We start from the raw sequence: 23,014 nt of genomic DNA, 5'->3' as shown, positions 1-23,014 counted from the left end.
GAACCGCCCTCGTTCCCGTCCTTGCTCGTGAAAGGGTGAAGCACGATATGAACGAGCTATCTCCATCAAGCGTCGAGACCCTGCGGCCGAAGTTGCTGGCGGTGGCGTATCGGATGCTCGGTACGGTGGCCGATTCCGAGGACGCGGTGCAGGACGCTTACCTGCGCTACCAGCAACACGCGGCCGAGGTGGAAGCGCCCGAAGCCTGGCTCGTGAAGACCACCACCCGGCTCTGCATCGACCGGTTACGGAAGTCGAAGCGCGAAGAGTACGTCGGTCAGTGGCTCCCGGAACCGGTCGCGGATTCGTGGGAGGGGGCAATGGACCGTGCGGAACTGGCCGATTCGCTCTCGATGGCGTTTCTGGTCTTGCTCGAAACGCTCTCGCCCACCGAACGCGCCACCTACCTGTTGCGCGAGGTGTTCGGGTACGAGTTCGACGAGATCGCGGAGCTACTCGACAAGTCCTCCGTCAACGTTCGACAAATCGCGGCCCGTGCGAAGAAGCGCCTCGACACACGCGAGCGGCGGTTCGATGCCCCACCCGAGCGCGCCGACGAACTGGCGACGAGGTTCTTCGCGGCGTGCCGGTCCGGGGACGTGAGCGCGATCGAGTCGATGCTCGCGTTCGATGCGACGCTGTTCGCAGACGGCGGCGGGAAAACGCACGCCTCCCCGCGCCCGATCGTCGGAACTCACCGGATCGCCAACTTGCTCGCCGTCGTGTTTCGCAAGTTGCAGCGCGCGGGCGAACTCATCCCGACCACCGTTAACGGCGCGCCGGGCATGGTGTTCACCGTCGCGGGTAAGCCTGTGGAAGTCCTCACTTTCGCTGCACGCGGAGACAGCATTGGTACCCTCTTCGTGGTGCTGAACCCCGACAAACTGAGCCGCTGGCCCGCCGCGCCCGCGGCCGAAGATGAACCCAATCGCCCCCAACACTGAGACGAGAAAGAGCAATGGAACCCCGAGTCAATTACCTGAAACTGGCCGCGGAACCGATTAAAGCGATGTACGCGCTGGAGACGCACGTCCGCGGGTGCGGGTTGGAACACGCGCTGCTCGAACTGGTGAAGACCCGTGCCTCGCAACTCAACGGGTGCGCGTACTGCCTGGACATGCACACGCAAGACGCGCGCGCCGCGGGCGAAACTGAGCAACGGCTTTACGCCCTCAGTGCGTGGCGTGAGACGCCGTTCTTCACCGACCGGGAACGGGCCGCGCTCGCCTGGACAGAAGTCGTCACGCAACTTGAAGATGGCGTATCCGGAGAAGCGTTCGCAGAGGCCCGCGAGCAATTCACCGAGAAGGAGTTGGTCGACCTGACGTGGGCGGTGATCGCGATCAACGGGTGGAACCGGCTGGCGATCAGCTTCCGCGCGGTACCGGGAACATATAAACCGCAGGCGCGTGCGCAGATGGTGGCGACACTAACCGGATCAGCGAATTGACCAACGGGTGAACCTCCCGTTTCAATCGTGCGTGATAATGTGACAACATCATCCGTAACTGTAATTTTAGGTTCAACTTCGGTCGAATCATCAATCACTTAATGCAAGAACGCCCCTGGGTTACCAGGGGCGTTCTGTTTATTCGCGAGAAGCACGGTTCCCACACATTGGGAAACCCACTGCTCGCCCCAACTAGTCGGCTTTCTTTGCTTCGACACTGATAACGACGAGCTTGTCTTCCTTCTTCTCCGTCGTCACCTTGACCGTCGAGCCGGGTTTCAGGTCTTCGACTTTGCACTCTTTGCCGTCACAGGTCACCTTCGCGGTGGCCGGGATGACGTGCGTGTGCTCCTTCTTCCCCTCTTTGTCGGTCATCGTCAGTTTGCCGGCTTCGGCCTTGACGACTTTACCTTCATGAGTGCCCGGCTTGGTATCTTCGGCGAATGCCGGGGTGAAAGCGAGTGCCAGGACCGCGACCGACGCCAGAGCGAACACGTGACGAAGCATTTGTAGCCCTCTGTTGGAATCCTGTCGGGCGACGGGCTACGGTCGTTGCAACCGACGTGCCGCCCGATTGTCAAGATTTCATGCAGAGAGCGAAGCTTTCGCAGCGCGGAGCGCGAGGCGGTAATCGCGGCGACGGACGCGGGACGCGGGCTTCGGAGCCGCCGGGCGAGCGATCGGGGCGGGCACCACTGACCGCACCGCGGGTTGGACTTTTCGCTCGTTAGCACTTCGCTTGTGGGCGGTTCGGGCGGCGAGCCGCACAACGGTCGCAACTTGGAACAGGACGCTCGCCGCGAGGCCGACGTAAAGCACGGTCGAAATGGTTTGAGCAAGCATGGCTAAGCGTCCGCTGCCGTGAAGTTGGGTTGCATGCGTGTAACGCGACCCACGGATGGACTTGCGCTGGGCACCAATCGAGTCGAGAAAAAGGCCGCCCGCGTCACTGGATCTCTAGGACTCTGCCATCCGGACAATTGAGTCGCGTGATCTGGCGATCCGTGACGGTGTTTTGGTTTCAGGCCGAGGTCGTCGGGGGCCGGAAATGTTAGCAATTGTTAGCCGCGCTGGTGAAACACGATCAAATGCTCTGGGATTTGAAGGTTTTACAACGAGCGTGATACATCCGCGCGGGTGGTTTTCGGAGCCAGAACGTTAGCAATTGTTAGTGCCGGCGCCACAGATGGGGCGGATTACGGGCTTCGCGAAATGAAAACGAACTGGGACGTGGCCGGTGTAACAGGCGAAGCCGAGAGCCGAAAGAAATGTGTGAAGGAAAGTCGCTCTCGGCGCCGCCTGTTGACCTTGTCTTTTACTTCGTCAATTGTGAGATCGGAGATCCTTGCTTCTGTGTGACTCCCGTTTGCACCGCGTAGCTCGCGCTCGTGATGGCGTTCTCGACGGGTGCGTGCTGGGCCTCGTGTGCTTGAGCCTTCGGGAACAGGTCCGGCGTGAGCAGGTGCGGAATGATGCCGTGAACCAGCCCGAAGATCACTCCACACCCGATCAGAACCCAGCACGCGGTCAGCAACAGCAGTTTCATGGTGCCCCTCCTGGTGCGGTCTTTTGTGCCCGCGGATTCATTATCCCACGCGAGCGACGGGAGCCAATGAGCAATCCGTGCGCCTTCACAAAAGTGAGAGCGGCCCGTGCGAACCGGTGCCGGTTTCGGAACCCGCAGAAGGTGCGCGGTTCGGGCGCCTCACCAACTCGATTCGTCCGCGTTCGGCTCGCGCACCGGTACCAGGTCCGGCTTGGGCCTGATGAGCAGGACGAGCACCACCGAGACGATTGCGACGCTTGCGAACGCGCCGAAGACAGTGCTGAGTGGCATATTGCGGTCGCGTGTGGCGCCAAAGCCCCAATCCACAAGACCACCGCAACCGATGCTTACAAAATTCATGATGCCGTACCCGGTGGCACGCAACTCGGGCCGGACGATCTGGCATAGAATCGGCATGTTGTTGCAATCGAAGCACCCCCACCCCAACCCGAACAGAACCAGGAACGCGATTGCCACGCCGAGTGTGCCCGCGTTCCCAATACCGAGCATCGCAGGGACGATGAGGAACATGCCCAGGGCGCTCGCGAAGATGCGCCCGCGGTTGTGCGTCTGCATCCAGCGGTCCGCGAGCCACCCGCCGCCGAACGCACCCACGAGTGCTGCGGACTGCCAGTACAGCGTCGCGGCGACGCCCGCTTTCCCCTGACCGATGTTGAATTGTTGTTTCAGGATCGCGGGCATCCAGTCGCGAACCACCCACCCGGCAAGCGCGGGGAGCGTGAAGTACAAGACCAAAAGGATAAACGAAGCGTTGCTCAGGAGTTCGGTCGCGGCCCGCGCGGGGGAAATCGACGGGGCGCTCGCGACCGTACTCGATTTCGGTGCGTCGCGGAGGAACAGGACGAGCGGGAGCGCGTAGAGCATTCCGACTATGCCGCACGCCGTGAACGCTCCGCGCCAGCCCAGTTCGGGGTCGTCGGCCGCGTACCCGCCGAAGCCGCCGGCGATGACACCGCAGTAGATCGCCGTCTGGTGCAGACCGATCGCGCGCGACCGCGTGTGGCCGGTGTGGTAGTCTGCGATGAGTGCGAGAGCGGCGGGAATATAAAACGCCTCGCTGATGCCCATGAGCGACCGCGCCACGAGCAGTTCGTCGTAAGTCGTGACGTGCCCGGTCGCCCACGTTACCGCGGACCACACGAACAGGCTCCCGCAGATGGTGAACCTTCGGCTGAACCGGTCCGCAACGAATCCCCCGATGGGGCTGAGAAAGGCGTACACCCACTTGAACTGACCGAGCATGAATCCCCAGTTCGCGTCACCTTCAATAGTGGGGATGTCGGCCATCACGGAGAACTTCATCGACGCGAGCATCTGCCGGTCGAGGTAGTTCAGCAGCGCGACCGGCCACAGCAGTGCGACCGTGAGCCACGCGAGCCGAGCGAGCGACGGGGCGAGGGAGGGGGAGGGCACTCGGGCTACTCCTGCTTCTTTCGGCGGAGAAACGGCTTGCGCGGTTCCACACTACGGAATGTGTCGAACCGTGCTCGCGCCCACGAACCGCGGGCGCGGCACCAGCGTAATCGGTTTGTGGGGAACCTCCACACCCATTCTTTGGTTCTCGGTCACCTTTGCTGTTCGCGGCGCATCAGAAGCATGAAGTTGACTCCGGAACCGGTCGATGAGAGAATAGCGGCGTTGTGAAAGCTCCCGACGGGAACATATGACGCGACCGTTCGTGCATATCGGGTTGGCGCTCGCCATCGTGCTTGCTCCAACTCTCTGTTGTTGCAAAGCCGGCTGGTTTCCTCAACCAACACAGGCCGCGCAAGTTCCCGCGCCGACCACAAGTGCGCCAGCGCCGGTCGAGCCGTGTCGCCTCAAGACGAAGCCGAACTGCTGTCACGAATCAACGACCGACCACACTTCCAAATCCTCCAATACACCTGCGCCGGCGCACGCACCCGAGTGTGCGTGCTGCGTCGAGCGATCCGATGCCGCGCTGACGGAGAGTGCGCTCACCGAAACGGCCCCTCGGCCGACCGGCGAACTGCTCGCACTCGCGCTAGCCGGGTTGCTCGCGGTCCCCGAACACCTCGGCTCCGCCCGAGGGTTGCACCCGCGCGGCCGGCCCGACGGCCTGCGCGACGCCCGGTACGTTGCACTCTTTGAACGGCACGTTCTGCGCTGTTGAGACTCGATTTGTGATCGCTTTCACCCCGCGTCCGGGGTATGGTAACGCTCACCGCGTCGGGACACGGTCCCGCGCACGTTTAACTCAATTTTTCACCACTATTCGGAGACCGGCTATGAAACTGTTCGCAATCCTCACCGCGGGCCTGATGACGGTTGGTGGCGGTTACTACTTCTCTCAGTCCGGCTCGAACTGCTCGCGCTCGGGGTGCGGTATGCCCCTCCCGACAGCAACCAGCGGGTGCTGCTCCGGCGAACCGGCCGACTGCTGTGCGACGCAAGACGAGTGCTGCGCCCTTCAAGCAGCGTCCAGCGCGGTGGCGACGCACGTGGTCGCGAGCGTGGAAACGAAATGCTGTGCGAAGACAGATAAGGACCGCCTCGTGACCGCGGCCTGCTGCACCGTTGAGAAGGTGATCGCAGTCGCGAAGCCGATCCAAATCGAGAGCTGCTGTGAGGCGTGTGTCAGCCCGGCCAGCGCCGTCACGAGCGCGGCGAAGAGCATCGCCAGCGTGAAGTAACGTCGTAATCCGATATTCGGGGAACACGGGCGGCTCATCCGCCCGTGTTTTCGTTTCTAGAAGGGACGAACGGGGAAGGGGATCACACCACCGGGTCCGCGACCACTGTCACCGGTTCGGGCGTGCGCTCGTAAACCGCGCGCCAGACCGATCCGCCGGTTTCCAGGGCTTTGCGCTCGAAGTTCGTGGCGAAGCCGGCTTCTGTGCGCGGGGCCGCGAGTTGTTCTTCCTCGGGGCGCACTTTGAACGCCGGCATCGCGCCGACGATCGCGGTCATCACGCCGAAGTATTCCTCCACGTCGCTCGCAATGTAGAGCCGCCCGCCCAATGCGATGGCACGGGCCGCGTCCGCGGCGAACTCCGGTGTGAACACGCGCCGCTTCTTGTGCCGTGCCTTCCACCACGGGTCCGGGAAGTACACGTGGACCGCGGCGACGCTCCCGGCCGGCACGAAGTCGCGGAGGATCACTTTCGCGTCGGAGCAGGTCGTCTTCACGTTCGGCAAGTTGCGGATCGCGTACCGCGTCGCGGCGTAGAGCTGGTACTTGCGAACGATCTCGATGCCGAAGAAGTTCGTGCCCGGCCGCGCGAGCGCCGCGTTCAGCAGGAACAGCCCCTTTCCCGTACCGACTTCGATTTCGGTCGGGTTCGCGTTACCGAACAGAGCAGCCCAGTCGATCGGGGTGACGGGCGGGCGCGCCGCCACTTTCCCCAAGCCCTCTTCTGTGGGGAGCGAGGCCGAATCCGGCTCCCCGCTTTTCGCCAGGGCCGGCTTTTTGGGGGACAGGTTCTGTGCTTCCCACACCCACGGCGCGAGCTGCTCGTTGGAGAGACGGCGTGGCTTACGCACCGCGGAGTTCCTCGAGTTTGCCCAGCGGAACGCCCGTGATGAGCGCCTCAAAAGCCCGGTCCGCACCCACGTAACCGGTGACGCGGAACCGCGTGAGCCGGCGGTGGACCTTCACGCCGGTGGCGACCAGCACGAGCCGCTCGCCCGGGCGCACCTGGCGCACGAACTTAACTTCGTCGATGCCGCCCAAACCGAGGAGCACGCCGGAGTCGCCGATCTTCTGCGTGACGTAGTAGTACCCGCACAACTGGGCGCCGGCCTCGCACATGAGCACCCCGGGCAGCAGCGGGAACCCCGGCATGTGCCCGCGCGCCCAGAAGTCGGTCGGGGCCGTGTCCTTGAAGCCCACGATGGTGTGCGCGGCGCGGTCCACGTGAACGATGCCGGTGAGCATCTCGAACTCGTACCGGTGGGGGTTGACCGCGCGAATCTCTTCGATCCCGGCAATGGGCTTGGAGAAGTCGAACGCGGTCGGGTCGATCACCGGCGCTTCGGCGGACATGAATGCTCGCTCCTTCAAGACAGTCGACGGGCTCTCAGGTTCTGTTGTAAGGCACTCGGTTCGCGCGAAAAGCCGCCCCTACTCGATCAGTTCCAATACTTGCGGTAACTCGGTGATGAGTGCGTCCGGTCGCAGCGCCGGGTCTTTGAGCTGCTCGCCGGTCGCTGCGAGGCTGTTCTTGTCGCCCGCGAACAGGGCCGTGCGGAACCCGTGCTTCTTGGCCGGACCGATGTCGCGTGTCAAGTTCGACCCGACGTGCAGCACTTCCGACGGAACGAGTCCGCGCCCCTCTGCGAGTGCCGCCGCCGCTTTGAACAGCGTGTCCGACGGCTTCCGGGCTTTCTTCTCGGCCGAGATCAGACGCAGTGCGGGCGGGATAATCGCGTTCAAGTCGAAGTCTGGGTCTTCGAGTTTCAGGCACCGCTGCAATTGGCCGGCGGTGAAACACTGCCCGTCCGCCAGCAATCCCTGGAACACGCTCCGGCCGGCGAGAAGCTTCAGCGCGTCCGCCGCGCCGGGGTACGGCCCGACGCCCTGAATACTCGCGTGGTAGAAGTACGCGATCTTTTTGACGTACTCGTTCACCGGGCCGTAGGTGATCGCGTCGAACGTGTACTCTTTTTGCTGGAGCTTTTTAACGATGTCGTCCCAGATGCGCTCGGACTGCACCTCGGGAAACTTCTCCCCGCCACCGCCCCCCGTGAGTCGGAGTGTGGTGAGCGCCTTGTTAAATAGCTCGCGCATGTACTCCGACGGCGCGCCCGGTTTGCGGCTCATCGAGTTCCACATTTTGAACTCTTTGATGACCTTCTCAAGGGCCGCGGCGGTCAGGAAGTCTTGCGAGTGCTCGAACGTGAGTTCGCCCTGCGGGATCGCCACGAGCGTGCCGTACACGGTCCAGAACACCGCCTTTACGGGCATCGGGTGGAGCGACGGCTTGGCCTTGGGCGCATCGATTTTGGGCGCAACGGGCCACGGCAAGTCCGGGCGCGCGTGGATTTTCTCGACGAACTGCTCGAGCGTGAGCGGCATAGCCGGTTCCGGCGGCAAGTGGCGGTGGGTCGACTGGTTGCGCCTCAATCTCGTAGGCTAGCAGTCTACTGCATCGGAATCAAGCAGAGGAAGGGCGGGTGTTCCTTTCTACGAGAGGACGATTATGTTCTTGGGAACACCTCTTCAAGAGTGAGCCGAATCCTCGACCGGCGCTCCATTTAAGGTATCCGTCGGGTCGGGCTACCCGACGGGTCCGCACGAACGCAATCACCTTGTCAGCACGGCACTTACTCTGCCTGTTCTCGCAATTCGTATCATGTCCACGCTGTACGAACGAGCGGGTTCGCGTGAACCACTCGCTCGTAACGGCTCTCAATTTAACGCGGGGTCCAGACCAAGGGCTTCGCATACCTGGCCGGGCCGCGAGACACTCTCCGACATGGCCCGACCGAGTGGAGGTTTTTTCGATGCCGACCAAGCTCGACATGGCGAAGTTCGCGAAGTTCTGCAAGGACATGGGGTTCATCTTCCAGTCCTCGGAAATCTACGGCGGGATCAACGGGTTCTGGGACTACGGGCCGCTCGGGGTAGAACTGAAGCGGAACATCAAGGAGGCGTGGTGGCAGGACATGGTCCGCAACCCGCCGCCCGGCCCGGACGGTCAGGAAATCCGCATGGTCGGGCTGGACTGCGCCATCATCATGAACCCGAACGTGTGGATGGCGAGCGGGCATGTAGGTGGGTTCTCCGATCCGATGGTAGACTGCCTCAAGTGCAAGAAACGGTTTCGCGCGGACAAGGTCCACTTCGCCTGCGCGGTCGTTGACAGCACCTCGCACGCGATCTCGGTGGAGGCCGACAACGCCACGGATGCCGAACCGCTGCTCAAAGAGAAGATCGCCAAACTCGACAAGAAGAAGACCCCGGTCGGGCGCGCGCTCAAGGCCGCGCCGCAACTGGAGTACCACGCGGCCACGGCACTCCCTGCCTCGTGGCCGCGCCCGTGCCCATCGGATGACTGCGACGGCACGCTCACCGAACCGCGTGCGTTCAACCTGATGTTCGAGAGCCACGCGGGGCCGATCGCGTCGGATGACAACAGGGTTTATCTGCGCCCGGAAACGGCCCAGGGGATCTTCGTCAACTACAAGAACGTGCTGGATTCGTCGCGCCTGAAGCTGCCGTTCGGGATTGCGCAAGTGGGTAAGGCGTTCCGCAACGAGATCAACCCGCGGAACTTCACGTTCCGGTCGCGCGAGTTCGAGCAGATGGAGATCGAGTTTTTCTGCCACCCGAACGAGTCGCGGAAGTGGTACGAATACTGGCGCGACCTGCGCCGGCAGTGGTACTCCCGCTTGGGGCTGAAGAGCGAGAACCTCGTGCCGCGCGAACAGGGCCAGGAGGAACTGGCGCACTACTCGGTCGGCACCACCGACATCGAGTACATGTTCCCATTCTCGGACGAACCGCAGGAACTCGAGGGCGTTGCGCACCGCGGGAATTTCGACCTCTCCGCGCACTCGCACCGCAGCGGAAAGGATCTGAAATACTTCGACGAAGAGGGCTGGAACGCGCTCCTCCAAGTGCGGCTCGAAGCGTTCAAGGACGACAAGGCCAAGCGCGAGGAAGAGAAGAAGAAGCTGGAGAAAGAAGAAAAGGCGCAGTTCCAGTTCGTGCCGCACGTGATCGAGCCGAGTGCGGGGGCGGACCGGTTCACGCTCGCGGTGCTGTGCGAGGCGTACACCGAGGACACCGCGCCCGACGCGAAGGGGAACCCGGAAACGCGGATCGTGATGAAGTTCCACCCGCGGCTCGCGCCGATCAAGGCCGCGATCTTCCCGCTCGTGAACAAGGACGGCATGGACGAGGAGGCGAAGAAGCTCTACCGCGAACTCAAGCCGTTCTTCAACGTGGTGTACGACCAGAGCGGCGCGATCGGGCGCCGGTACCGGCGCCAGGACGAGGCCGGCACGCCGTTCTGCATTACGGTGGACGGTGACACGATGAAGGACGGTACGGTCACCATCCGCGATCGCGATACGCTTAAACAGGAACGCATCCCGAAGAGCGAAGTGCGGAAGGTTCTTGAGAAAGCGCTTTCCCCGGTGTAAGCTCGTCCGCTCCGCCGCGCGGAACCGGTTCCGCGCGGTGGGGTCATTACCCGGAGTCGCCCGTGAAGATTGTTGGCATCGACGGTATGACGGTCGGTGAACTGGCCGAAGAGGTGAACAACGGCGGCAAGTTCGTCATCTTTCAGTACGCGATTTCGCTCCTCGTCGTCAGCTTCAAAAACCCCACCGACATCCACTTCATTCGGGCCGGTCAGGGGACGTTCGGCAAGTCGATCGGCCCGACGCTCATCAGTCTGGTGCTCGGTTGGTGGGGCATCCCGTTCGGGATCTTCTTTACCATCGAGTCGCTCTTCATTAACCTGCGCGGCGGTCGCGACGTGACCAACGACGTGATGAATTCCATCTTGAACAGCGTGGGCGCGGAGTCGGCCCCGCGCCGGCCCTGGGAGCGCTAAAAAACGTTAAGTGGCGCGGGTTGAACGAGCCGTGGCAAAGAGGTCGCGATCGCGTCGACGCCGACCCCTTGATCGGCGTACCTTCACTGCACCACCTCATGGGTACCGGACATGCGCTGTATTCTGTCACTCGCCTCATGTTGGTTACTTCTGAGTGCTTCCACCGCGAATGCGGACAAGATCGTTCTCGTTGCGGGGGGCGGTGAGGGAGCGGATGGCGCGGAAGCGGCGAAAGCGAAACTGATTCAGCCGTTCGGGGTGGATTTCGCGCCTTCGGGGGCAATCTTCATTGCGGAAATGGCGAAGGGCGAGCGCCTGCGCACGGTCGCAGAGGGGAAGTTGCTCACACTCGCCGGGATCGGTGGGGAGAAGGGCGGAGCCGGTGACGGCGGTCCCGGCGCGAATGCGACCTTCAACGGGATGCACTCGCTCGCGGTCGGCGCAGACGGCAACGTGTACCTCGCCGATACCTGGAATAACCGCGTCCGCCGGTACGACATCACGAACGACAAGGTCACCGCGTTTGCGGGCACCGGCGAGAAAGGCTTTTCCGGCGATGACGGTCCGGCAATCAAGGCGAAGTTCGGCGGCGTGTTCTGCGTCGCGTTCGATCCGGACAAGAAGAAGCTCTACATCACCGATCTCGATAACCGCCGAATTCGCAAGATCGACATGAAGACGGGGCTGGTGACAACCGCCGCGGGCAACGGCGAAAAGGGCGTTCCGAAGGACGGTGCGGATGCGCTGAAACAACCACTCGTCGATCCGCGGGCGCACGCGGTCGATAAGGCCGGCAATCTCTGGATTTTGGAACGCAGCGGGCACGCACTACGTGTCGTGGACGCGATGGGGGCGATTCGCACTGTCGCCGGGACGGGGAAAGCGGGACGGGGAACGGGTAATGCACTTGAAGCCGCGATGAACGGGCCGAAACACCTGTGCATCGACCGCGACGGCTCGGTGCTCATTGCGGACACCGAGAATCACCGCATCGTGCGTTATGGTCCCAAAGACGGTACACTTGCACTGGTGGCCGGGACCGGGAAAAAGGGGACCGGCCTCGGAGACGGTGACCCGCTGAAGGCCGAGTTCAACCAGCCGCACGGCGTCATCGTTCACCCGAAGACCGGCGACATCTACATTTCCGACGCGAGCAACGGTCGCGTACTCAAAATCGTTCGCGAGTAGCCACCCATGAAACGTGTCCCCTTACTTCTCGCGCTCGCACTCGCCGCACTCCCTGCGAGTGCGGACCCGGCGAAACCGCCCGCGAACCGCAACATCCGGTACGGGACGCCCGGCGAGGCGAAGGACGACCCGGCCCATAAGGAAGCGTTCCTCATCGACCGCCCGCAGTATGTCATGTCGTACAACGACAAGCACAAGACCGCGAACTGGGTGTGCTGGCAGTTGGTGTCAAAGGACATCGGGCGCACGGCCCGCGGCGCGTTCGAGCCGGATAAGGGGTTGCCGAAGGGCTTCACGCACATCACCACCGCGAACTACACCGGGAGCGGGTTCGACCGCGGGCACCTCGTTCCCTCGAAGGACCGCTCCGACACGGAGGAGAACAACGACGCGGTGTTCCTCATGACGAACATCGTGCCGCAATCGTCCGCGTGCAACCAGAAGGGCTGGGAGCGGTTCGAGAGTTACTGCCGAACACTGGCGGAGGACGGCAAAGAGCTGTACATCGCGGCCGGGCCGCACGGCATCGGGGGCGTCGCCAACGACGGCACCAAGAAGCTCACCATCGGCAAGAACGCGCCGTTCGTCACCGTTCCCGCACACGTGTGGAAGGTGGCGCTCGTGCTCGATAAGGGCACCAACCCGACCAAACACACGCGCGTCATCGCGGTGTGGATGCCCAACGACGACACGGTCACGGACGACTGGACGAGCTACCGCGTGCCCGTGGCCGAGATCGAGAAGAAGACCAAACTGAAATTCTTCCCGCTGGTGCCCAAAGAGGTCTCGGAAGTGCTGAAGGAGAAGGCCGACGCGGTCAAGGTCACTGTTCACAAGAAGTAGCGCACAGGACGACGCACATGGCGAAAACGACACCGGTTCTGAAGGAACTCAAGGCGGCCGCGAAGGGACTGTTGTTCCCCAGCGAGTCGGACGCACCGATGGAGGCGTTCGCGTGGCCTGGGGGCGACGGCCCGCCGGACGAGGCCGCGGTGCGCGCGAACGCGAAGGCCGACAAGGACGCGCCCGTCGAACAGCTCACGGTCCCGGAACTCACGCGGACGATCCCGAGTGAGAGCCGCGGGGATTTTCTCCACCTGTTCGCGACGCTCGCGCACCACCTCAGCGGCGTGACCGTGTTCAAGGTGGGTGAGGTGAACATTGATGTGTACATCGTCGGCCGCACCACGGACGGGCAGTACGCCGGTGTGAAGACCCAGGTCGTAGAAACGTGATCTTGCTGGGTTCAAAACGGCGATCTGGTGCTCGATACAGGCTCCGATAGTGGCTTCGCGGCCCTAACTCCGCACCCATTTTTCCTGTGGAGGGCCGGGACGTTTATTCGTCCGGCTTGATGCGCCATTTCAGCAGCGAGTAGCGCTTCTTGGTGTCGGCGGTGTTCACCGCGATCCACAGTGCCTTACGGCTCCCAACAAGCGCGACTAGCTTCCGCCCGCGCGTGATGCCCGTGTAGAGCAGGTTCCGTTGGAGCATCACGAAGTGCTGCGTGTGGACCGGGATCACCACCGCGGGGTATTCGCTCCCCTGGCTCTTGTGAATGGTACACGCGAACGCGAGCTGGAGTTCGTCCAGGTCGCTGAACTCGTACTCGACCGGGCGCCCGTCGTAATCCACCACCATCATCTGATCGTCGTTATCGATTTCCGCGATGCGGCCGATGTCGCCGTTGAACACCTCGCGGTCGTAATTGTTCTGGATCTGCATCACCTTGTCGCCGACCCGGAACGCCGAGTCGTACCGCTTCACCTCCGCGACCCCGGGCCGCGCGGGGTTCAGCGCAGCTTGCAGTTCCCGGTTCAGGTTCGCGACCCCGAGTGGTGTTTTCACTTGCGGCGAGAGCACCTGGATGTCGCGGAACGGGTCGAGTTTGAACTTCGCCGGGATGCGGTCGCGCACCATCTGAATGACGCGCTCGGTGATCGCCTCCGGGTCGTTGGCCTCAATGAAGTAAAAATCCCCATCGCCCCCGGGCGGTGCGGATTGAGGCTCCATGCCGTGGTTGATCGCGTGCGCGGCGCGCACGATCCAACTGCTCTCCGCCTGTCGGTGGACTTCGGTGAGTCGGGCGACGGGTATCGTCTTCGATTCGATGAGGTCGGTGAGCACCGAACCGGCGCCGACCGACGGGAGCTGGTCCACGTCCCCCACGAGCACGACGCACGCATACGGCGGAACCGCCTGGAGCAGCTTGTTCATCAGCACGACATCGACCATCGACGTTTCATCGACTACGAGCAAATCGACGTCGAGTGGGTCTTCGGCGTTGCGAGTGAACTGGCGCTGTTGCGGGTTGAACTCCAACAACCGGTGAATGGTTTTGGCCTCGCGCCCGGTGGACTCGTTGAGGCGCTTCGCCGCGCGCCCGGTGGGGGCCGTCAGCAGCACGCGGAGCGACTTCGCGAGGAACATCTCGATGATGGCCCGGACGATGGTCGTTTTCCCGGTACCGGGGCCGCCCGTCACCACCATGAGTTTGTGCGTGACGGCCGCTTTGATCGCCGCGCGCTGGCTCACAGCGAACGCGATCCCCATTTTTTTCTCGACCCACGCGACCGCGGCATCCACGTTCACCGCGGGTAGCGGGTGCGGCCCGTTCGCGAGTGCTTTGACCGACCGCGCGACCCCCAGTTCCGCGAGGAACAGCGGCTTCAGGAAGATGAGGTTGTCTTCGAGTGAGGAACCTACGCCCCCGGCCGCGCCCGAAGAACCTACCCCCCCGTCCCCCCTCCCTTCAGAGAGAGGGGCGGAAGAAGTGTCTTCGGTATTAAGCCCCTCTCCGTTTAGGGGAGGGGTTGGGGAGGGGTTAGAGGAAGAACCTACCCCCCCGGCCCCCTTCCCTAAGAAGGAAGGGGGAGAAAAGCTAGGGCGGGGGTTAGGTAACCGCCCCCCGGTCGCTCGGCCGATGCTGTCGCGGACGATCTCGTCCGTGATGCGCAGTTGTTCGATCGCGTCGATGATGCCGTTCGGCTCGATTCCGGTCATCTGGCCGGCGCGCTCGCGGAGCAACTCTTCGGGGTAGCCGACGTGCCCGTTTCCGGTTTCTTCCTGAAGCACGTGGCGCACAACCGCCTGCGCGCGGAACGGCGAGTCGCGCGGGATGCCCAAACTCACCGCCAGTTTGTCGGCGGTGTCGAACCCGACCCCCCAAATGTCCGCGCTCAAGCGGTACGGGTTCGATTTGATGAGTTCGATCGCCTGGTCGCCGTAGGTTTTGTAGATGCGAACGGCGCGCGCGGTTCCGATCCCGTGCGACTGGAGGAAGACCATGATTTTTCGCGACTCGCGCTGTTCTTCCCAGCTCCGCCGGATCTTCTCGATCAACTTCGGGCCGATGCCCTTCACTTGCGAGAGGTACTCGGGCGACTTGTCGATGACGTCGAGCGTTTTGTCGCCGAACACTTCGACGATGCGCTTCGCGTAGCCCGGGCCGATGCCCTTCACCAGACCGGAACCGAGGTACTTGGCGATCCCCTCGACCGTGTGCGGCGGGTTCGTTTTGATCTCGGCCGCTTTGAACTGGAGCCCGTAATTGCGGTCCGTGACCCACGTGCCGGTCGCGGTGATGTACTCCCCCGCGACGATCTGCTGCGCGCTCCCGACGACCGTGAGCACGTCGCGGTGCCCGCGCGCGACGACCCGCAGCACACAATACCCGTTATCCGGGTTGTGGTGCGTGATGCGCTCGATCACACCGGTGACTTGCTCGGACATCTCTCACACTACGGGGTAACGTCGAACGGTGTATCAACAATAGTCAGTAGCGGGAGTTCGGGGCGTTTTTTCGTCACGAGTAGGTTGTTTGTCATTCCAAAACCATTCACCGAACATACCCGGTCCCGGCGGAATGTCCAACTGAGTGGCCGCGCCGTACCTCTGTTTTCATGCGCACCACAGCGATTCTGCTGGCCCACGCCTGTGCCCTGGCGTTCGGCACGTACCACACGTTCCGCCCGACGTTCGACTCTCGCTTCGAGCGCATTCAGACCGAGCGCGGCGACGGGATGTTGAACCACCTGATTCTCGAAAACTCGTGGCTCGCCCTCACCGAGCCGAACTACTGCGGCACGCTCGCGACCCCGCCGTTCTATTACCCGGAACCGGGGACACTCGCCTACTCCGAGAACCTGTTCGGTTCGGCCCCGATCTACTGGGCGCTGCGGACCGTCACGAACCACGAGTTCGCGTACATCTGGTGGCAGATCATCTGTACTGCGCTGAACTTCGTCGCGTTCGCGGTGGTCGCCCGGTGGCTGCGCATGTGGCCCGCTGTGGCCGTCGCCGGGGCGTTCCTGTGGGCGTTCGCGACCGTCCACGCGGACCAAATGAAGCACTCGCAGATGATCCCGCGGTTCTTCATGCCGTTCGCGGCGTATTACGCCATCGCCCTCGTTCTCGAACCGTCGGCCCGGGCACTCAACCGGATGCTCGGCGCGGTGTTTTTCCAGTGCCTCGCGTGTGTGTACACGGGCTGGTTCCTCGCGGTGGGGCTGGCCGTGTTCCTCCCGGTACTCGTGGCCCTGAGCCCCGGGGCCGCGCGGAACCTGTGGCAGTATACCGTCGCCCACAAGTGGCGGGTGCTGGGCACCGTTCTGTTTTGGGCGCTCGCGATGGCGGCGCTGTTCGTACCGTACATCGTGGTGAACCGGGGCGTGTCCCGGACCTACGAGGAGTGTCACGGGTTCTTCCCCACACCAGAGGCGTGGGTCACCGGTCCACAAGGTTCGCGGTGGCACGAGACCCTCGCGCAGGTCCGTGAACCGGCGCCATTTGAATGCTTGTTGTTTTCCGGGTTCGTCGTCTACGGGCTGATGCTCGCCGCGATCGTTCACTTGCCGTTCTTCCGGCGCGGATCGAAGCCGGCGCTGTGGGCCGTGGCGCTGGCCGGACTGATTACGGCACTCGCGTGGGCGCTGCTCACCCTGGCCACATCGCAAACGGGTGAATCGCTGTGGCGCGTGGTCCGCCACGTTCCGGGCGGAGGGGCGATTCGGGTGGTGTCGCGGATCTACGTGACGGTGTACCTGTTCGGTACCATCGGCGCGCTCCTGTGGCTCTCGATGCTGCTGGACCGTATCAGGGGGGCGTGGACGCGCGCCGCGATCCTGGTTCCGCTTCTCGCGGTTCTCGTGTGGGAACAAACCGGGTTCGTGCCGGACAACTTCGACCGGCGCGACTTCTATCCCATCGTCGAGCAGAACGCCGACATGCTCCGCGGAGCGGACGCGGGCTACATCGTCCCGCGGTTCGTGGACACCCGAGGTAAGGGGAGCTTCGGACCTTACGGGGAAGTGTTCGGGATGTGGGTCGGAATGCGCGCCAACGTGCCGGTGTTAAACGGCTACAGCGGGCGCGGGCCGAATGATTTTCCGCTGACCGGGGCGCTCACCGACGACGACATTAAGGGCTGGTTGAAGGGCAAGTTCCGCGGGACCGTGCGCGTCATCGACTCGGAAGCGCCGGGCCAGTATCGAACCGTCGTCATCGAGTGACGGGGTGCCACATTTGCAAGGCGCTCGCGCTCTCCGAGTACCCAAGAATTCCTCGGGCGCGGCGAGCACCCTGTCTGCCGCGCCCCGTTAACTCATTCGGTTGGCCACCGGTCGCGCGGTTCCCACCCCAAAAGTTCGCGCGACGAGGTCAAATCGTACTGCCGGATCTGAGTGTGGAGGCTGGTCGCGTACACGACCGCGAACGGCGGGAGCTTCGCGACTTCGACCGTTGCCGCGAAGAACCGGCCCGCGTCGCCGGGGCTGAGGTACACGTCCGGCCCCAACTCGCTCTGGCGGAACTCTTCTTCCTGCCCCGGACGCGGGCACCAGCCGAGCCGCACCGCGAGCACCTCGATTCCGTGCTCCTTCGCGTACACCTGCCCCAGCGCTTCGAGGAACACCTTGGTGCAGGCGTAGAGGTACCGCGGGCGCGGAGGGGACTCGGGCGTAACCGGTACGTTCCGGGCAACGAGGTGGCCATCAATCACCTGCCCCGTGCTGGCGAGTACGACCCGCGGAATCTTCAGCGCGCGGGCCGCTTCCATCACCTGGTACGGTCCGATGACGTTGTTCGGCACCAACTCTGAAACAAAATTATCGCCGTCGTCCGGCGCTGCGCCGCGCGGGTACTTGGCGTCATCCGGCGTTGCCGCGAGGTGAATGATCGCGTCCGCACCGGTTGCCGCTCGGTACAAGGTTCCCAAGTCCAACAGCCCGGCGACGATCGACCGCTCGGGCGGGAGCCCCGGTGTCGGGAGCACGTCGAACCCGATGACGTGGTGCCCGCGGGCAACGAGTTCGGCCACGGCCGCGCGACCGAGCCGCCCGGCGGAACCGGTAACGAGGATTCGCTTGGGTGTGTTCATGGAGGTGTTGTACTCGCGCCCCGGCATGTTACCATCGGGGCACCTTCTCCCTACTCAAGAGTGAATCATGAACCGTCGCTCCTTCCTCGCCGCGTCCGCGGCGACCGTCACAACCGGTTCGTTCGCCAAAGTACCCGCGGAAGACAAAACCATGCTCCCCGTCGTCGATACGCACCAGCACCTGTGGAACCTCGATCAGTTCAAGCTCGCGTGGTTCGACCCGAAGACGCCGGAGGGGAAGATCCTCGGCCACAGCTTCACCCCGACCGAGTACGCGAAGGCGACCGAGGGGCTGAACGTGGTGAAGGCCGTCTATATGGAAGTGGACGTGGTGCCCGAACAGCAGCAGAAGGAAGCCGATTACCTCATTGAACTGTGTAAGAGCGGGAAAACGGTGACGTGTGCCGCGGTGCTGTCGGGACGCCCGAATTCCGATGGCTTCGCCCAGTACGCGAAGCAGTTCAAGTACAGCAAATACGTGAAGGGCATCCGCCAGGTTCTGCACGTGAAGGACACGCCGGCGGGCTACTGCCTCGACGAGAAGTTCGTGAAGGGCATTCAACTGCTCGGCGACCTCGGGCTGAGCTTCGATTTGTGCGTGCGCCCGGCGGAACTCCCGGACTTCGTCAAACTCGTGGACAAGTGCCCGGGCACGCGGTTCATTCTCGACCACTGCGGCAACGGCAACTTGAAGCACACGGCGGCCGAGCGCGACCAGTGGAAGAAGGACATGACCGCCATCGCCGCGAAGAAGAACGTGGTGGGCAAGGTGAGCGGGTTCATCGCCACGGCCCCCGAGCGCGGGAAGGCGAAACTCGAAGACCTCGCCCCGGTCATCAACCACACGATGGACGCATTCGGCCCGGACCGCGTGATGTTCGGCGGCGACTGGCCGGTCTGTCTGCTCGGCGTCGAGAAGTACGGCGACTGGTTGAACGCGCTAAAGACCGTGGTGAAGGACCGCCCCCAGGACCAGCAGAAGAAGCTGTTCCACGACAACGCGGTCAAGTTCTACGGTCTCGGCGCCTGACGGTCGGGCCTGCAGCAATACTGGTATTTTTGCGCCCCAACTGCCACGAAGTGCGTCATTGTACCGGCGGCCCGAAATGACATTCCGGGCCGGCTGGTTCTTTGACAACTCGTGCCGTTAGGAAATGAACTCGGAGTGCCTGAATGGTGCCCTGTCCGTCTTCGGGACATCTCGAAACGGAGGGCACGCGGGTGAAAACCACCCGTACTTCAATGACGAGTTGGCACCCGAAAGGGCCGAAAACGCCCGGCAGTGGCGTCGGGTCGCTTCGGAAGCGATCGGAGAATGTCTTGAGTACAGCGATGATTCGTATGGCTGGTTTTGAAGCACGCCCGTAAGGACGGACGAGATTACAATGCCGCGCTGCTCGGCCTCGGTCGGCACATCCTGGTGTACATGGACGGTGTGAACACGATGTTCTCCCCGGGTTGCGTAGAGGGCTGCACACTCGACCGTCACCCTACTCCAGAACCGGCCCACCCACCACAATCAATTTCTGCCCCCCGAACCAGCGCGGTGGCAACAGGTTCCCCGCGCCCGCTCACGGCTTTGCCTCACTTACGCGACCGACGCGGAGCACGAATTTCCAGCACACGGTGCGAACGGTCGCGGGGGCGCCCCACGCGGCGGTGAGCGCGTCGTCGAGCCGCTCGACTGGGTTAAAGCCGTTCGCCGTTTGGAACCGTTTCGTCGCGGACCACGTGTTCATGTATCCGATGAGCGTGGGCAAGTCCCAGTCCGCGGACATCTCAAAGGGCGGCACCGCGATCTCGTCGAACGGGAACGGAATGGTGCGGTAGCCCGCGTCCACGAGCGCGCGTTCCGGCGGCCAGTACGGGCCAACAAACTCGCTCTGCAAACGATCGAGCACGGGATCGACTTCCGCGTTCACGGAGTGAAGGTCGTAGCTCCACACTGCGAGCGCGCCGCCCGGCTTGCACACGCGATTCACTTCGGCAAAGAAGCGCTCGAGGTCGAACCAGTGCAGCGCTTGTGCAACCGTAACGAGGTCCGCGCTCGCGTCCGGGAGCGGGCACTTTTCGGCGGGCGCGACGACGTATTCGACTTTCGGGTGCGGTTCCGCGTTCTTCACTTGCTCCGCGCTGGCGTCCGTGGCGAAGACGCGGGTGAAGTGTTCGGCTAGCACGACGGCCGCCTGCCCGCTGCCGGTACCGCAGTCCCAGACGAGGCCTTGCGCCGGGACAACCGACGCGAGGAACGTGAACAGCTCCGGCGGGTACGTCGGGCGGAACGTGCGGTAATCCCCCGCGTGCCCGGAGAAGTGGTCCTTGAACGGGGTGCTCATGTCGGCGCTGTTGGTTCGGGAAAAGTGGCGTGATACACTCCGTACCTCGTTTCCGAACGACACAACCGCGTGGTTCACTCGTCGCGTTCCGGGATCAGGTACAGGTGGCACAGCTTCGGGAACCGCTGGCGCATCTCGGCTTCGTCTTCAAAGTCCCAATCCGCGCCCTCGGGCGGTGGGGGAGGGGCGTCCGCTTCGGCGCGGTCGAGCCGCGTGTAGAAGTCGCTCATGCCGGTCTTCTCTTCGTACACGCGAAGCGCCGCGGCATCGAGCCCGAAACCGTCCACGGGGTCGCCGTCGAGGATTTCCGCGAGCGAATCCGGGTTGCGAAGTGCATGCTCGTAGGGGTGCCGCCCGCGCCCGACGAGCCAGACGCGGAAGTCGCGGAACCCGTCGTCCGAGCACCCGCCGTTGATGAGGTACGCGGCGCCCCACAAGTCGATGAGGTTCGCGGACGCGATGGCTTCGTCGAAGCGCGCCTGGAATTCGATGACCTCGAACCACTTCAGATCGCCGAGCCGCTCCTTGAGCGCTTCAAAGTGGTCGATCGGGTCCGGTCGGTAGGCGTCCTCAATGACCTTCCAGAACGGTTTCCAGTCCATCGAGCACCTCACGGAGAGCGTCGGGTTTGGCGTATTATTCGCCCGCGTCCCCGTCCATGTAAAGCGCCGAGAGGCGCGGGAGCCGCTTTCGCACTTCCGTGTCGTCGTCGAAGTCCCAGCGCTCGCCCAGCTCGGGGTACCGCGGGCTGTTCGGGTATCGGGCTTTTTCCGCCGCATGGAGTGCAGCGTACCCGGCGTCGTTCTCTTGGGTTTTGGTGGCAGCGAACCACGCCCGCATCGCCGGGTAGCACTCACATTCAGCGTCACCGTCGTCCGGGTGGACCACGTCGGCGAGCGTGTCCGGGTTCGTGACCGCGGCCTGGAACACCTCGCGCCCGCGCAGAACGAGCCACCGGCAGAAATACTCGAACCCGTCGTCCGAGCACCCGCCGTTAATGATGTACGCTGCGCCCCACAAGTTCCAGTTGTGGACGATTCTGCGGGCTATTAGCGTCGGCACGAAATCTCAGTGGAGCAGCGCTCTTGGTTGATTCTGCGGCCGACACCCGGTTCGAGGAACGCTAGCGAGCCCCAATGCCGGCCCGGCTCTTATCGAGAAGCTCAGCCAGCCACCGCACGGCCTCGCAATTCGCGATCAGCGTGCAGCGGCCGTATCGGAATGTCTCGATCTCACCGCGAGCGATGATTCGCTCGACCTCGGGCTTCGAGATCGTGGTGAACGCGGCCACGTCGTCGATCGACATCGCCCCTTCGGAGCAGATCTCTTCCGAGGTAGGTTGCTCGATCATCGGGGTAGCGGGCCGTGCCACGAGCGGATCTCCGGGGAGGGTGAGGGCGACTCATCTGGAGATACGGTTGGCGGACGTGAAGTCGGCTGGGTTGCCCTTGTGCCCGGCCGACGGACAGAGGTCTATTTCTTCTCCACCGTCCCCAGCGAGCGGGGCTTAGTCGATTGATCCACGTGGAACACCTCCCCGGTCTGGGTGTCGATGATGAAAGCCCCGTGATTGGGTCCGCCACGGATGTCTGCACCCCACGCCGAGATCTGATAGCGCCCAACCGGTCCCGCGGGGGCGGGCGCGGCGTTCGCGACCCACGGGGGCACTGCGGCCGGAGGGGATGCGGGCACGGGCTGGGCGTGGACCCGGTTGGTCCGATCGTCCGTCATGAGCAGCGTTCCGAGGGCGCCGATTACGATGCCCGTTAGAGCTATCAGCCACCGAGATTGTGTAGCCATGACTGTCTCCGCGAGGTGCGTTGTTCCGAACCGCTCACAGCGTACCACGGCCGCGCCGCGACTGTTACTCCTTTCCCAGCACCAGGTCGACGACCCAGCACCCGCGCACGTGTGGCCCCGGACCGCGGCAGTGGTCGAGCACGTCGGCGCTGTCGCACCCGGCGTCTTGGAGCGCGTCGGCCAAGATCGGCATCGCGGAGAAATCCCGCGACTCGTATATCTGCGCCGCGAGCGCGAAAACGGTGGACGTGCGCCACTCGGGGGAGAAGATGACCGGGCGGAACGGGTTGCTGAAGATGTCACGAAGCAACCCGACCTGCTCGCGCCGCTCGTCCGCGAATACGCGCTGAGGCAAGGATCGCTTGCCGTTTTGCCGCGCGTTCCGCATCGCGTCTCGGACCGCGAGGTCCACCGCATCGGTCAGCGAGATGATCCAGAAGAGCGGCTGGATGGTCCCTCGCGAGACGACCCGCGACTTGCTGCCCGTGGAGCCGAACGACGCCCGCAGTTCGGCCACTTCCTCATCCCCGATCCCCCCGTCCGCCATTCGCTCGCCGGCGGCCACCAACGGCCGGTCCGGTGGGTCGATGCAGTCCCAGACCCGCCGGGCGCACGCGCAGATGAGGAGCCGCCGCTTGCGGTCGTGGGCGCCCTCCAAGTATTGGACCATCGACCACGGATCGTCGCACGCCAGCCATTCCGTTTCGGTCATCGGTCGCCCCCTGGAACCGCTCCCAGCATGACCGATCCGGCGCCCGGTGCAAGCGCGAA

At 63.6% G+C, this 23,014-nt stretch carries 25 protein-coding genes; 11 read left to right on the top strand and 14 right to left on the bottom strand.

Features of this window, described 5'->3' with window-relative positions; genetic code table 11:
* Window positions 1-47 precede the first annotated feature (47 nt).
* Both J8F10_RS09560 and J8F10_RS09555 read left to right on the top strand, forming a co-directional pair.
* On the top strand, window positions 48-944 hold the full coding sequence (locus J8F10_RS09560) for an RNA polymerase sigma-70 factor (protein WP_210653602.1): 897 nt from the start codon (window positions 48-50) through the stop codon (window positions 942-944).
* A gap of 14 nt (window positions 945-958) precedes the next feature.
* A complete protein-coding gene (locus tag J8F10_RS09555; RefSeq protein WP_210653601.1) occupies window positions 959-1,450 on the top strand; it encodes a carboxymuconolactone decarboxylase family protein in 492 nt (163 codons plus the stop codon).
* A 192-nt stretch (window positions 1,451-1,642) separates the two neighbouring features.
* On the opposite strand, the gene J8F10_RS09550 is transcribed toward J8F10_RS09555, so the two are convergent.
* The 3 genes from J8F10_RS09550 to J8F10_RS09540 form a co-directional block, all read right to left on the bottom strand.
* Window positions 1,643-1,957, bottom strand: a complete 315-nt coding sequence (locus tag J8F10_RS09550) for a hypothetical protein (protein ID WP_210653600.1) — start codon at window positions 1,955-1,957, stop codon at window positions 1,643-1,645.
* An 808-nt stretch (window positions 1,958-2,765) separates the two neighbouring features.
* Window positions 2,766-2,996, bottom strand: a complete 231-nt coding sequence (locus J8F10_RS09545) for a hypothetical protein (RefSeq protein ID WP_210653599.1) — start codon at window positions 2,994-2,996, stop codon at window positions 2,766-2,768.
* Window positions 2,997-3,155: 159 nt separating this feature from the next.
* The gene (locus J8F10_RS09540) at window positions 3,156-4,430 is read right to left on the bottom strand and encodes an MFS transporter (protein WP_210653598.1); all 1,275 of its coding nucleotides are present in this window, start codon (window positions 4,428-4,430) and stop codon (window positions 3,156-3,158) included.
* 250 nt (window positions 4,431-4,680) lie between these two features.
* Here J8F10_RS09540 and J8F10_RS09535 point away from each other — a divergent pair, with 250 nt between their 5' ends.
* Together J8F10_RS09535 and J8F10_RS09530 are read left to right on the top strand one after the other, a co-directional pair.
* Window positions 4,681-5,151 (top strand): hypothetical protein, encoded by a 471-nt coding sequence (locus J8F10_RS09535; protein WP_210653597.1) that lies wholly within the window; start codon window positions 4,681-4,683, stop codon window positions 5,149-5,151.
* Between the two features lie 115 nt (window positions 5,152-5,266).
* A complete protein-coding gene (locus tag J8F10_RS09530) occupies window positions 5,267-5,671 on the top strand; it encodes a hypothetical protein (protein ID WP_210653596.1) in 405 nt (134 codons plus the stop codon).
* Between the two features lie 82 nt (window positions 5,672-5,753).
* On the opposite strand, the gene trmB is transcribed toward J8F10_RS09530, so the two are convergent.
* From trmB to J8F10_RS09515, 3 genes are all read right to left on the bottom strand, one after another.
* Window positions 5,754-6,521: a tRNA (guanosine(46)-N7)-methyltransferase TrmB gene (gene trmB / locus J8F10_RS09525; protein WP_210653595.1), complete on the bottom strand. Its 768-nt coding sequence runs from the start codon at window positions 6,519-6,521 to the stop codon at window positions 5,754-5,756.
* The gene (locus tag J8F10_RS09520; RefSeq protein WP_210653594.1) at window positions 6,514-7,023 is read right to left on the bottom strand and encodes a 3-hydroxyacyl-ACP dehydratase FabZ family protein; all 510 of its coding nucleotides are present in this window, start codon (window positions 7,021-7,023) and stop codon (window positions 6,514-6,516) included. Before J8F10_RS09520 ends, trmB begins: the two co-directional genes overlap by 8 nt.
* A 78-nt stretch (window positions 7,024-7,101) precedes the next feature.
* Window positions 7,102-8,055 carry an HAD family hydrolase gene (locus tag J8F10_RS09515; protein ID WP_210653593.1) on the bottom strand — a complete coding sequence of 318 codons (954 nt, stop codon included), beginning with the start codon at window positions 8,053-8,055 and terminating at the stop codon, window positions 7,102-7,104.
* 428 nt (window positions 8,056-8,483) lie between these two features.
* On the opposite strand from J8F10_RS09515, the gene J8F10_RS09510 reads away from it, so the two are divergent.
* The 5 genes from J8F10_RS09510 to J8F10_RS09490 all read left to right on the top strand — a co-directional run bounded on the left by J8F10_RS09510 (window position 8,484) and on the right by J8F10_RS09490 (window position 12,966).
* The gene (locus tag J8F10_RS09510; RefSeq protein ID WP_210653592.1) at window positions 8,484-10,127 is read left to right on the top strand and encodes a glycine--tRNA ligase; all 1,644 of its coding nucleotides are present in this window, start codon (window positions 8,484-8,486) and stop codon (window positions 10,125-10,127) included.
* A gap of 62 nt (window positions 10,128-10,189) precedes the next feature.
* Window positions 10,190-10,543 carry a hypothetical protein gene (locus J8F10_RS09505; protein ID WP_210653591.1) on the top strand — a complete coding sequence of 118 codons (354 nt, stop codon included), beginning with the start codon at window positions 10,190-10,192 and terminating at the stop codon, window positions 10,541-10,543.
* A 111-nt stretch (window positions 10,544-10,654) separates the two neighbouring features.
* Window positions 10,655-11,731, top strand: coding sequence for a hypothetical protein (locus J8F10_RS09500; RefSeq protein WP_210653590.1), 1,077 nt, complete (start codon window positions 10,655-10,657; stop codon window positions 11,729-11,731).
* 6 nt (window positions 11,732-11,737) lie between these two features.
* Window positions 11,738-12,574: a DNA/RNA non-specific endonuclease gene (locus J8F10_RS09495; protein ID WP_210653589.1), complete on the top strand. Its 837-nt coding sequence runs from the start codon at window positions 11,738-11,740 to the stop codon at window positions 12,572-12,574.
* Window positions 12,575-12,591: 17 nt separating this feature from the next.
* Window positions 12,592-12,966, top strand: a complete 375-nt coding sequence (locus J8F10_RS09490) for a nuclease A inhibitor family protein (protein WP_210653588.1) — start codon at window positions 12,592-12,594, stop codon at window positions 12,964-12,966.
* Between the two features lie 103 nt (window positions 12,967-13,069).
* Here J8F10_RS09490 and recD2 read toward each other — a convergent pair whose 3' ends face one another.
* Entirely contained in the window at window positions 13,070-15,463 is a 2,394-nt protein-coding gene (gene recD2 / locus J8F10_RS38630) for an SF1B family DNA helicase RecD2 (protein WP_246523121.1), read from the bottom strand.
* 170 nt (window positions 15,464-15,633) lie between these two features.
* Between recD2 and J8F10_RS09475 the strand changes: the two genes are divergently transcribed.
* The gene (locus J8F10_RS09475; RefSeq protein ID WP_210653587.1) at window positions 15,634-17,241 is read left to right on the top strand and encodes a hypothetical protein; all 1,608 of its coding nucleotides are present in this window, start codon (window positions 15,634-15,636) and stop codon (window positions 17,239-17,241) included.
* 92 nt (window positions 17,242-17,333) lie between these two features.
* Here J8F10_RS09475 and J8F10_RS09470 read toward each other — a convergent pair whose 3' ends face one another.
* Window positions 17,334-18,107, bottom strand: coding sequence for an NAD-dependent epimerase/dehydratase family protein (locus J8F10_RS09470; RefSeq protein ID WP_210653586.1), 774 nt, complete (start codon window positions 18,105-18,107; stop codon window positions 17,334-17,336).
* 67 nt (window positions 18,108-18,174) lie between these two features.
* On the opposite strand from J8F10_RS09470, the gene J8F10_RS09465 reads away from it, so the two are divergent.
* Entirely contained in the window at window positions 18,175-19,137 is a 963-nt protein-coding gene (locus tag J8F10_RS09465) for an amidohydrolase family protein (RefSeq protein WP_210653585.1), read from the top strand.
* 541 nt (window positions 19,138-19,678) lie between these two features.
* Here the strand turns inward: J8F10_RS09465 and J8F10_RS09460 are convergent.
* From J8F10_RS09460 to J8F10_RS38625, 6 genes are all read right to left on the bottom strand, one after another.
* Window positions 19,679-20,443 carry a class I SAM-dependent methyltransferase gene (locus J8F10_RS09460; protein WP_210653584.1) on the bottom strand — a complete coding sequence of 255 codons (765 nt, stop codon included), beginning with the start codon at window positions 20,441-20,443 and terminating at the stop codon, window positions 19,679-19,681.
* A 74-nt stretch (window positions 20,444-20,517) separates the two neighbouring features.
* Window positions 20,518-21,045 (bottom strand): DUF4240 domain-containing protein, encoded by a 528-nt coding sequence (locus J8F10_RS09455; protein ID WP_210653583.1) that lies wholly within the window; start codon window positions 21,043-21,045, stop codon window positions 20,518-20,520.
* Between the two features lie 34 nt (window positions 21,046-21,079).
* Window positions 21,080-21,505: a DUF4240 domain-containing protein gene (locus J8F10_RS09450; RefSeq protein WP_210653582.1), complete on the bottom strand. Its 426-nt coding sequence runs from the start codon at window positions 21,503-21,505 to the stop codon at window positions 21,080-21,082.
* 61 nt (window positions 21,506-21,566) lie between these two features.
* A complete protein-coding gene (locus J8F10_RS09445) occupies window positions 21,567-21,815 on the bottom strand; it encodes a hypothetical protein (protein WP_210653581.1) in 249 nt (82 codons plus the stop codon).
* Window positions 21,816-21,916: 101 nt separating this feature from the next.
* Window positions 21,917-22,243: a hypothetical protein gene (locus J8F10_RS09440; protein ID WP_210653580.1), complete on the bottom strand. Its 327-nt coding sequence runs from the start codon at window positions 22,241-22,243 to the stop codon at window positions 21,917-21,919.
* Between the two features lie 64 nt (window positions 22,244-22,307).
* On the bottom strand, window positions 22,308-22,955 hold the full coding sequence (locus tag J8F10_RS38625) for a hypothetical protein (protein WP_246523107.1): 648 nt from the start codon (window positions 22,953-22,955) through the stop codon (window positions 22,308-22,310).
* Between the last annotated feature and the right edge of the window lie 59 nt (window positions 22,956-23,014).

Origin of the sequence: Gemmata palustris (genome assembly GCF_017939745.1) — a bacterium.
In the GTDB taxonomy this organism is placed as follows: Bacteria; Planctomycetota; Planctomycetia; order Gemmatales; family Gemmataceae; genus Gemmata; species Gemmata palustris.
Note: the sequence above shows the minus strand (reverse complement) of the source record. Positions and strands in the feature narration are given on the sequence as shown.

Bases quoted from the DNA above. Each gene is read 5' to 3' on its own strand.
- J8F10_RS09560 (WP_210653602.1), top strand. From the start codon at position 48: ATGAACGAGCTATCTCCATCAAGCGTCGAGACCCTGCGGCCGAAGTTG.
- J8F10_RS09555 (WP_210653601.1), top strand. From the start codon at position 959: ATGGAACCCCGAGTCAATTACCTGAAACTGGCCGCGGAACCGATTAAA.
- J8F10_RS09550 (WP_210653600.1), bottom strand. From the start codon at position 1,957: ATGCTTCGTCACGTGTTCGCTCTGGCGTCGGTCGCGGTCCTGGCACTC.
- J8F10_RS09545 (WP_210653599.1), bottom strand. From the start codon at position 2,996: ATGAAACTGCTGTTGCTGACCGCGTGCTGGGTTCTGATCGGGTGTGGA.
- J8F10_RS09535 (WP_210653597.1), top strand. From the start codon at position 4,681: ATGACGCGACCGTTCGTGCATATCGGGTTGGCGCTCGCCATCGTGCTT.
- J8F10_RS09530 (WP_210653596.1), top strand. From the start codon at position 5,267: ATGAAACTGTTCGCAATCCTCACCGCGGGCCTGATGACGGTTGGTGGC.
- J8F10_RS09520 (WP_210653594.1), bottom strand. From the start codon at position 7,023: ATGTCCGCCGAAGCGCCGGTGATCGACCCGACCGCGTTCGACTTCTCC.
- J8F10_RS09515 (WP_210653593.1), bottom strand. From the start codon at position 8,055: ATGCCGCTCACGCTCGAGCAGTTCGTCGAGAAAATCCACGCGCGCCCG.
- J8F10_RS09510 (WP_210653592.1), top strand. From the start codon at position 8,484: ATGCCGACCAAGCTCGACATGGCGAAGTTCGCGAAGTTCTGCAAGGAC.
- J8F10_RS09500 (WP_210653590.1), top strand. From the start codon at position 10,655: ATGCGCTGTATTCTGTCACTCGCCTCATGTTGGTTACTTCTGAGTGCT.
- J8F10_RS09495 (WP_210653589.1), top strand. From the start codon at position 11,738: ATGAAACGTGTCCCCTTACTTCTCGCGCTCGCACTCGCCGCACTCCCT.
- J8F10_RS09490 (WP_210653588.1), top strand. From the start codon at position 12,592: ATGGCGAAAACGACACCGGTTCTGAAGGAACTCAAGGCGGCCGCGAAG.
- recD2 (WP_246523121.1), bottom strand. From the start codon at position 15,463: ATGTCCGAGCAAGTCACCGGTGTGATCGAGCGCATCACGCACCACAAC.
- J8F10_RS09475 (WP_210653587.1), top strand. From the start codon at position 15,634: ATGCGCACCACAGCGATTCTGCTGGCCCACGCCTGTGCCCTGGCGTTC.
- J8F10_RS09470 (WP_210653586.1), bottom strand. From the start codon at position 18,107: ATGAACACACCCAAGCGAATCCTCGTTACCGGTTCCGCCGGGCGGCTC.
- J8F10_RS09465 (WP_210653585.1), top strand. From the start codon at position 18,175: ATGAACCGTCGCTCCTTCCTCGCCGCGTCCGCGGCGACCGTCACAACC.
- J8F10_RS09460 (WP_210653584.1), bottom strand. From the start codon at position 20,443: ATGAGCACCCCGTTCAAGGACCACTTCTCCGGGCACGCGGGGGATTAC.
- J8F10_RS09455 (WP_210653583.1), bottom strand. From the start codon at position 21,045: ATGGACTGGAAACCGTTCTGGAAGGTCATTGAGGACGCCTACCGACCG.
- J8F10_RS09440 (WP_210653580.1), bottom strand. From the start codon at position 22,243: ATGGCTACACAATCTCGGTGGCTGATAGCTCTAACGGGCATCGTAATC.
- J8F10_RS38625 (WP_246523107.1), bottom strand. From the start codon at position 22,955: ATGACCGAAACGGAATGGCTGGCGTGCGACGATCCGTGGTCGATGGTC.